The organism is Vibrio sp. HI00D65 (assembly GCF_001635455.1).
Lineage (GTDB): Bacteria > Pseudomonadota > Gammaproteobacteria > Enterobacterales > Vibrionaceae > Vibrio.
On sequence record NZ_LWEH01000265.1, the window covers coordinates 1 to 220 of the forward strand.

The window sequence follows — 220 nt, forward strand, 5'->3', positions numbered from 1 at the left end:
GGTCTAACGGGTACTGTTCTTTCAACGCCGCTAAATCACTCTGCAATGAGTGATGTAAGGTATGACAATACAGTACAAAGTCGCTCTCTTTGATCTCTTTATTTAGCGACGATATCGATCCCACCACCTTGGGTTTTATATTGAGGCGCTCACACTCTTTGACTAGTTGATCGAGATAGTTAAAAGAGTTGGAAATGATCGTCGCACGATTTAAATTTTC

General features: G+C 40.9%; 1 protein-coding gene. It reads right to left on the reverse strand.

Going from position 1 to position 220, the window contains the following annotated elements; genetic code table 11:
* A partial coding sequence (locus tag A3712_RS26905; protein ID WP_157618804.1) for a hypothetical protein occupies positions 1-220 on the reverse strand: 220 nt, incomplete at both ends.